The organism is Gluconacetobacter sacchari (assembly GCF_014174255.1).
Classification (GTDB): Bacteria; Pseudomonadota; Alphaproteobacteria; order Acetobacterales; family Acetobacteraceae; genus Gluconacetobacter; species Gluconacetobacter sacchari.
This window is the reverse complement of sequence record NZ_JABEQJ010000066.1, coordinates 1-5,624: the sequence shown is the minus strand read 5'-3', so window position 1 is coordinate 5,624 and position 5,624 is coordinate 1. Positions and strand designations below refer to the sequence as shown.

Annotated in this window: 6 protein-coding genes; 3 read left to right on the top strand and 3 right to left on the bottom strand. The window is 54.5% G+C overall.

All coding sequences use genetic code 11. The annotated features are described in order from the left end of the window. Nucleotides 1-85: 85 nt before the first annotated feature. Nucleotides 86-985, bottom strand: a complete 900-nt coding sequence (locus tag HLH48_RS22385) for a hypothetical protein (protein WP_182999665.1) — start codon at nucleotides 983-985, stop codon at nucleotides 86-88. 489 nt (nucleotides 986-1,474) lie between these two features. Further along, nucleotides 1,475-2,077: a glutathione S-transferase family protein gene (locus HLH48_RS22380; protein ID WP_182999664.1), complete on the bottom strand. Its 603-nt coding sequence runs from the start codon at nucleotides 2,075-2,077 to the stop codon at nucleotides 1,475-1,477. A 110-nt stretch (nucleotides 2,078-2,187) separates the two neighbouring features. Here HLH48_RS22380 and HLH48_RS22375 point away from each other — a divergent pair, with 110 nt between their 5' ends. From HLH48_RS22375 to HLH48_RS22365, 3 genes are read left to right on the top strand one after another with little or no spacing between them, the layout of a single operon-like run. After that, nucleotides 2,188-2,742: a TetR/AcrR family transcriptional regulator gene (locus HLH48_RS22375; RefSeq protein WP_182999663.1), complete on the top strand. Its 555-nt coding sequence runs from the start codon at nucleotides 2,188-2,190 to the stop codon at nucleotides 2,740-2,742. Next, a complete protein-coding gene (locus HLH48_RS22370) occupies nucleotides 2,739-3,254 on the top strand; it encodes a GNAT family N-acetyltransferase (RefSeq protein ID WP_220795279.1) in 516 nt (171 codons plus the stop codon). Before HLH48_RS22375 ends, HLH48_RS22370 begins: the two co-directional genes overlap by 4 nt. Next, a complete protein-coding gene (locus tag HLH48_RS22365; protein WP_182999662.1) occupies nucleotides 3,254-4,255 on the top strand; it encodes a zinc-binding dehydrogenase in 1,002 nt (333 codons plus the stop codon). The genes HLH48_RS22370 and HLH48_RS22365 overlap by 1 nt, the downstream gene beginning before the upstream one ends. 247 nt (nucleotides 4,256-4,502) lie before the next feature. Here the strand turns inward: HLH48_RS22365 and HLH48_RS22360 are convergent, their stop codons facing one another. Further along, nucleotides 4,503-5,330, bottom strand: coding sequence for a hypothetical protein (locus tag HLH48_RS22360; protein WP_182999661.1), 828 nt, complete (start codon nucleotides 5,328-5,330; stop codon nucleotides 4,503-4,505). Nucleotides 5,331-5,624: the final 294 nt, after the last annotated feature.

Genomic DNA, 5,624 nt, shown 5'->3' with positions numbered 1-5,624 from the left:
TCCACCGTTTCAAAATGACACCGCCTCAACTCGGTGCGATCCCGCGCGCACAAACCACAAAAGCAGAAAAATCCACGCAAAATACTCAATGCCGTGAATAAGATGGGTTAGGAATAACTGTGGCTTGTGACCGGGCGCGTCGAATATCTTGGGGGGTGTTCGCCATGGGACTGACGAACATATCCCACGATAGCACGGACTCTCCGGTCCAGTTTTTCTCAAGTAGTGGCGGGGGCATGTTATTAATTTTCTTTGTCAGGGCGTCGAGATCATAGTTTGGTGAGTTTTCTGTCGCAATGTAAAGGCCGCATTCATAGGGATTATACATCCCAGCCCAAGAGGTTTTAGAAATGCTCCATTTATGTCGTATCGCCCATTGGGTACGTTCTAAGTCGTCAGGTGCGCCTTTATATGGTTCGTCAACCAATATGAACTGTCCTATTGTTGGATCAATCCATCTGGTTGCATGATCGTTGTTTGGCAGGCTGTCTTTGGAGGAACCGTCAGGATAATTTTTACGGTGATTGCGACAGGGGCGTAGCCCTGTATATTCCATGAAGCGTAGCGAGCGCTCTGCGGTGCAGAGGCGTTCTCTGGCACGAACCTGCGTTTGCGCCAATGTGTCGCACACGAAATGGTCGTCTGCGACCATCCGAAGATCACCAAACCCCCGAGCATATTTGAGCGCTAATTTATCGCAGATGTGGAGGATTGGCTTTGAGAGGCTGATGTTAAGAGTTTCGCGTCCTATGTTCTGTGGTTTTTTCTCATCGCGCCAGTAAATCGTCAACAATACATAAGGCCGGGCACACATAACGGCTCGCGCAGGTAAAACTCGACGAGCATTCCGGTAATTCGAGCAATTGGCGGCTTGAGCTGCACGATCAAGAGCTACGGAATGCTGAATTCCGCTCTTTTTCCGGATTTCGATAGCAAGACGTTTAACGCCATCGATTGTTGTAGGACGCACACTACGATTCAACATGGCGATACTCCTGGCTTGAATTTACAAGCGTCACTCGCCAACCGCCTTTCAAGCTCGAACGCCAGTTGAAAGGATGTTTCAAAAATCTTTTACAGCAATGCTGCCAGCAGCTTCGGAACGGCGAGTGCCATGCTCATGCCAAGAGCGTCTTTAACGATATATGGAATTTTGTATGCGTTCAACCCTGTTCGATGGGATGTAGCGATTCAATGTTACGGTTGCCAGAGAGGTGTCGCCACTTTGTAGGTATCTCACACAGTGCGGTTATTGGGGCTTGGTAGCTTCCCCCCCCCTGTAAATTTTCGAAGGTGACATAACAGATTCGGCAGAAAAACAGGGTGAGCGACCCTATTGTGTGAGGTGCCTCAGTGGTTAGTGCATTGATCGCCCGTTTCGCGGAGCCCGGATGGAAGCAGTAGAGTATACTGGGCGATCCATTGATGGCGGTGCCGACGCATGGGAGGTTTTCCTGAATGTTTATATAAATAATTACTTCACAGACCCGGCATGGATGGGGATGAAACCCGGTAGATTCCCGACGCGATCGAACCAGCGTCCGAGGGCCGGGTAGGGGGCAAGGTCGATACCGCCTTCGGGTGCCAGTGCGAGGTAGGGGAAAAGAGCGCAGTCGGCGATCGTAGGGCGGTTGAGCGCAAACCAGTCCTGTGTCTCGACATGCGCATTGAGCAGCGGCAGGAGTTTGTCGGTCCAGCGCATGGCCGTGCCCATATCGAGGGGATACCCGAATTTCCGGATCAGACGGGCGGCGTTGGGACCGTTGCGAACCTCGCTCGACGCCACTGAAAGCCATTGTGTGATGGTGGCCTGTGACATGGCGTCTTCAGGCCACCAAGCGCGGTCCGCCAGCCGACCGGCAAGGTAAACCAGGATGGCCTGAGAGTCCCGAAGTGTGAAGTCACCATCCACCAGAACCGGGACTTCCCCAAACGGGTTCAGTTTCCGAAAATCTGGATCATGGTTCTGACCCGACGCGAGATCGACGGGAACAAGGTCCAGCTTCGTGCGGGTGAGGGCCGCAAAAAGCCGGATCTTGTAGCAGTTTCCGGAGACGTCCAGATCATAGAGAAGCATCACGGGGTGTCCTGTGATCGGAAATTAAGAGGGCAGGAGACGGACGGAACTTGCCCGGCGGCACCATGCGCCCTACTGTGACGAACGACCGTTCGTGAGTCAAAGGCGAAATGCGAGAACCCGTTCCTATCCACCGGATCGTTGTCGAAGCTCGCGAACTGTTTCGCGAGTATGGCTACGAAGGCGCGTCCATGCGCGATCTGGCCGATCGCGTGGGCCTGCGTCCGCAAAGCCTCTACACGCGCTTTCCGTCAAAGGAATCGCTGGTGCGCGAAGTGCTGGCCCTGACGCTCGACGACACGCTGGCCGGTCTTCCGGATCCTGCGACGGACTGGCGTGCGGCCTGGCGGACGCTGATCGAACGGATCGCCGGGACATTCGAGGCGAGAGGGCGCTGCGTAGGGCTGCATCTCGCGTATGGCGTGACGGCGCAGACACCGGACGCTCGGGACGCGGTGCGGGCTTTTTTCGCACGATTACGCGATGCGATGGCCGGGATTCTTGAAGCCGGGACGATTTCCGAACCGGCGTCCGTTGCAGCGGATACCCTTGCGCAACTCGAAGGGGCAACGCTCTGGATCACGACCGAGGGTGATATGGAACCTCTCCGGCACGCTGTGGAGCGGGCCTTGCGGATTGGTAACCAGAAAGGAAGAGCCGTGTGATCGAAACGGAAAGATTGCGTCTCTCGCTCCATCAGATGACGGATTTTCACGATCTACATGCGATGTGGAGCGATCCGGATGTCGTTCGTCACATCAGCGGCGTTCCATCGTCGGAACAGGAAAGCTGGTTTCGCCTTCTTCGCTATCGGGGCCTGTGGGATCTTCTGGGTTATGGATACTGGTGTGTCCGTACGAAAGCGGATGGGCGTTATGTTGGTGATGTCGGCTTCGCTGATTGGAAGCGCGATATTGAACCATCTCTGGACACTGTGCCCGAAGCCGGCTGGGTTCTGGCGCGCTGGGCGCATGGCCAGGGATTTGCGACCGAAGCGCTTCAGGCTGCATTGGCATGGATGGACGGGCGCGGTGTGGATCGCACGGTCTGTATCATCGCGCCGGAACACGCGGCGTCGTGCAGGGTCGCGGAGAAATGTGGATATTCTCTGAAAGGCAACGCTTGTTTCCGAGGTGAGAAGACGCTGCTTTTACAGCGCGAGAGGGACGATCGGTGATGGACGCTTCCGTAACGACATACCGTGCCTGGAGCTGGTACACGCCGGGCGAGCCCGAACAGCTTCAACTGGTGGACCGGGCCTTCTTGTCTCCAGGACCGGGTGAGATCGTCGTGCGGAATACCATGATCGCGCTCAACCCCGTTGACTGGAAAGTCATTGCCGCCAGTCCCGACGGATGGAGGCCGGGGCATGTGCCGGGCGTGGACGGTATCGGAATCGTCGCGGAGGTCGGCGACGGCGTGAGTATCCCCCTGGGAACGCGGATCGCATATCATCAGGGGATCGGCAAACCGGGTAGCTTCGCGGAATATACGATCGTGGATGCCGATTGTGCGCTCGTTATTCCCGACGGTGTCAGCGACGAGAGCGCCGCCGGAATTCCGTGTCCGGGGCTGACGGCGTGGCAGGCGCTCGCCAAGGTACCGGATATGCCGAACCGGGATGTACTGGTGACCGGGGCTGGCGGCGCTGTGTCGCTGATCCTGGTGCAACTGGCATTGCGTCGGAACTGGCGTGTCTGGGCGACCGCGTCGCCGGCTCATCACAAACGGCTGCTTGCGTTGGGCGTTGCCGGTACGTTCGATTATCGCGATGAGCGCTGGCGTGCGCAATTGACCGTAGCACTCGGGCCGCGCCGCCTCTTTGCTGTATTCGACACCACGAGCGGGGCGTATGCACGCGGTCTGGCGCCACTGGTGGGGTATAACGGACATCTGGTCTGCATTCAGGATCGGCTGGAATCACCGCCTCTGCCGCCGTTCACGACGGCGCTGTCCCTGCATGAAGTCGCGCTGAACAGCGCGCACGGCCATGCGACGGCGGAGAACTGGCGGGAGTGGCGCCAGGCCGGAGCGCAGTTGCTCGACGCTGTGCGGATTGGTGCCCTCGGCCTCCAGCCGCATATAGTCACCGCGTTCGATGACCTGCCGGCAAGCCTCTCCGCCCTGAAGCACGGGCGCATCAAGGGGAAAAAGATTCTCGTGCGCATTGAGGCTTGAAGCCGTAATACCAGCGTGCCCGTGCCCGTGCCCTCAGTGACGCGCGCGAGTAGAGTTTCCAAACTGTGTGATGACTGACTTCGGGCTGTCAGGGGTTTCGAAGCGTAGACTAATGGCAGCAACTGGGGGAGATCGGAAGGTCCGCTTTTAGCCGTCGCAGTTTGAAAGCGGACATTTCTGTGAGTTCAAGAGCGGTCCAGAGTGACGTCAGACCTGCGACCCCCGAACGCTTACGTTTTCAGGACGACTACAATGTTGACTCACGTATTGGCTTCTTTGGCTTTCCGACTTTCTTTCTATTCGAGATTGGTCCCAAAATGGACTCGAAGATTGCAAGAATACGTTCATGCTGGCCACCTTTTAGGCGAAGACTCGCTTTCATTATTTGACAGACGGCTGCAATGCTGACCATTCCTATGCCTACAGCCCAAAGGATATAGTGAACGATTTTTTCATTCGGTATAATGTTAGAAAGGGGAGCCGACCAATGGGCAAAAATTGCACCAGCCAATGGTATTGCAGCACCAATACTCATAAAATCATATTGCGACTTATAGCTATTATAATTTCTCAGATATGCATCGCGAAGCATTAATAGTGAATTTATGTCGCATTTTTTTAGTTCACGTTCGATTTCTTTGTCTTTCTCGGCTTCGTTCTTAGCAGCATTCAAAATATTTTTTATCTGATCACGCCCTTCTTTTACTAATCCTGATAAAATCATAGAAAAAACAGTTCCGGGTATACCAACAACCCCAATAAAGTAAACTGATACGAAAAATTCCGCGACGTAGATGTGCGAATTATACACTGACAATATTGCAGCAATTATCGGTCCAATGGTGGACATGACGACAAAAATTGTAAATACCCACGTCCAAGCTCTGCTCTGACCAAACATCGGAGAGTGTTGATTGCGTGCGTTATCACCCAATAATTGAACGACCTTCTCTAAGTTGTCGGCCGTATTGGCAACCTCGGACTTGGAGGCTTGGCCTGCTACAAAGCCGTCACCTGCATCATCCTCCACAGGCTGAGCAGAAGGAGAATAGAGATCCTCATTTTTTTCTTCCAACGTCAGCTCCCTACTGTAATGATTCGCACAAACTGATCTTTAAGACACACAAATTGATACAATCGTAAGTAAGAATATTCCATAGAAATGTTACAAATTCCGTAGTGTGGCCAATGGGACCTCATCCTGACTCGCGCCGCAAGTGTCAGAAACCAGTCTTTCCCGCCTTCAACTTGTAACCGGCCGCTCGAGACCGCCTTATGAGCGTTGGGTGCGGGTGGTAAGTTGACGTCATTATGGACGTCAATAATGACGTCACTTGAGGATGTGACGATGCGGCCTGAGATTCTGGTT

What these genes read in the sequence shown, in the direction of transcription:
- HLH48_RS22380 (WP_182999664.1), bottom strand. Translation starts at nt 2,077, where the DNA reads ATGCTTCTCTATGATCTGGACGTCTCCGGAAACTGCTACAAGATCCGG.
- HLH48_RS22365 (WP_182999662.1), top strand. Translation starts at nt 3,254, where the DNA reads ATGGACGCTTCCGTAACGACATACCGTGCCTGGAGCTGGTACACGCCG.
- HLH48_RS22375 (WP_182999663.1), top strand. Translation starts at nt 2,188, where the DNA reads ATGCGAGAACCCGTTCCTATCCACCGGATCGTTGTCGAAGCTCGCGAA.
- HLH48_RS22385 (WP_182999665.1), bottom strand. Translation starts at nt 985, where the DNA reads ATGTTGAATCGTAGTGTGCGTCCTACAACAATCGATGGCGTTAAACGT.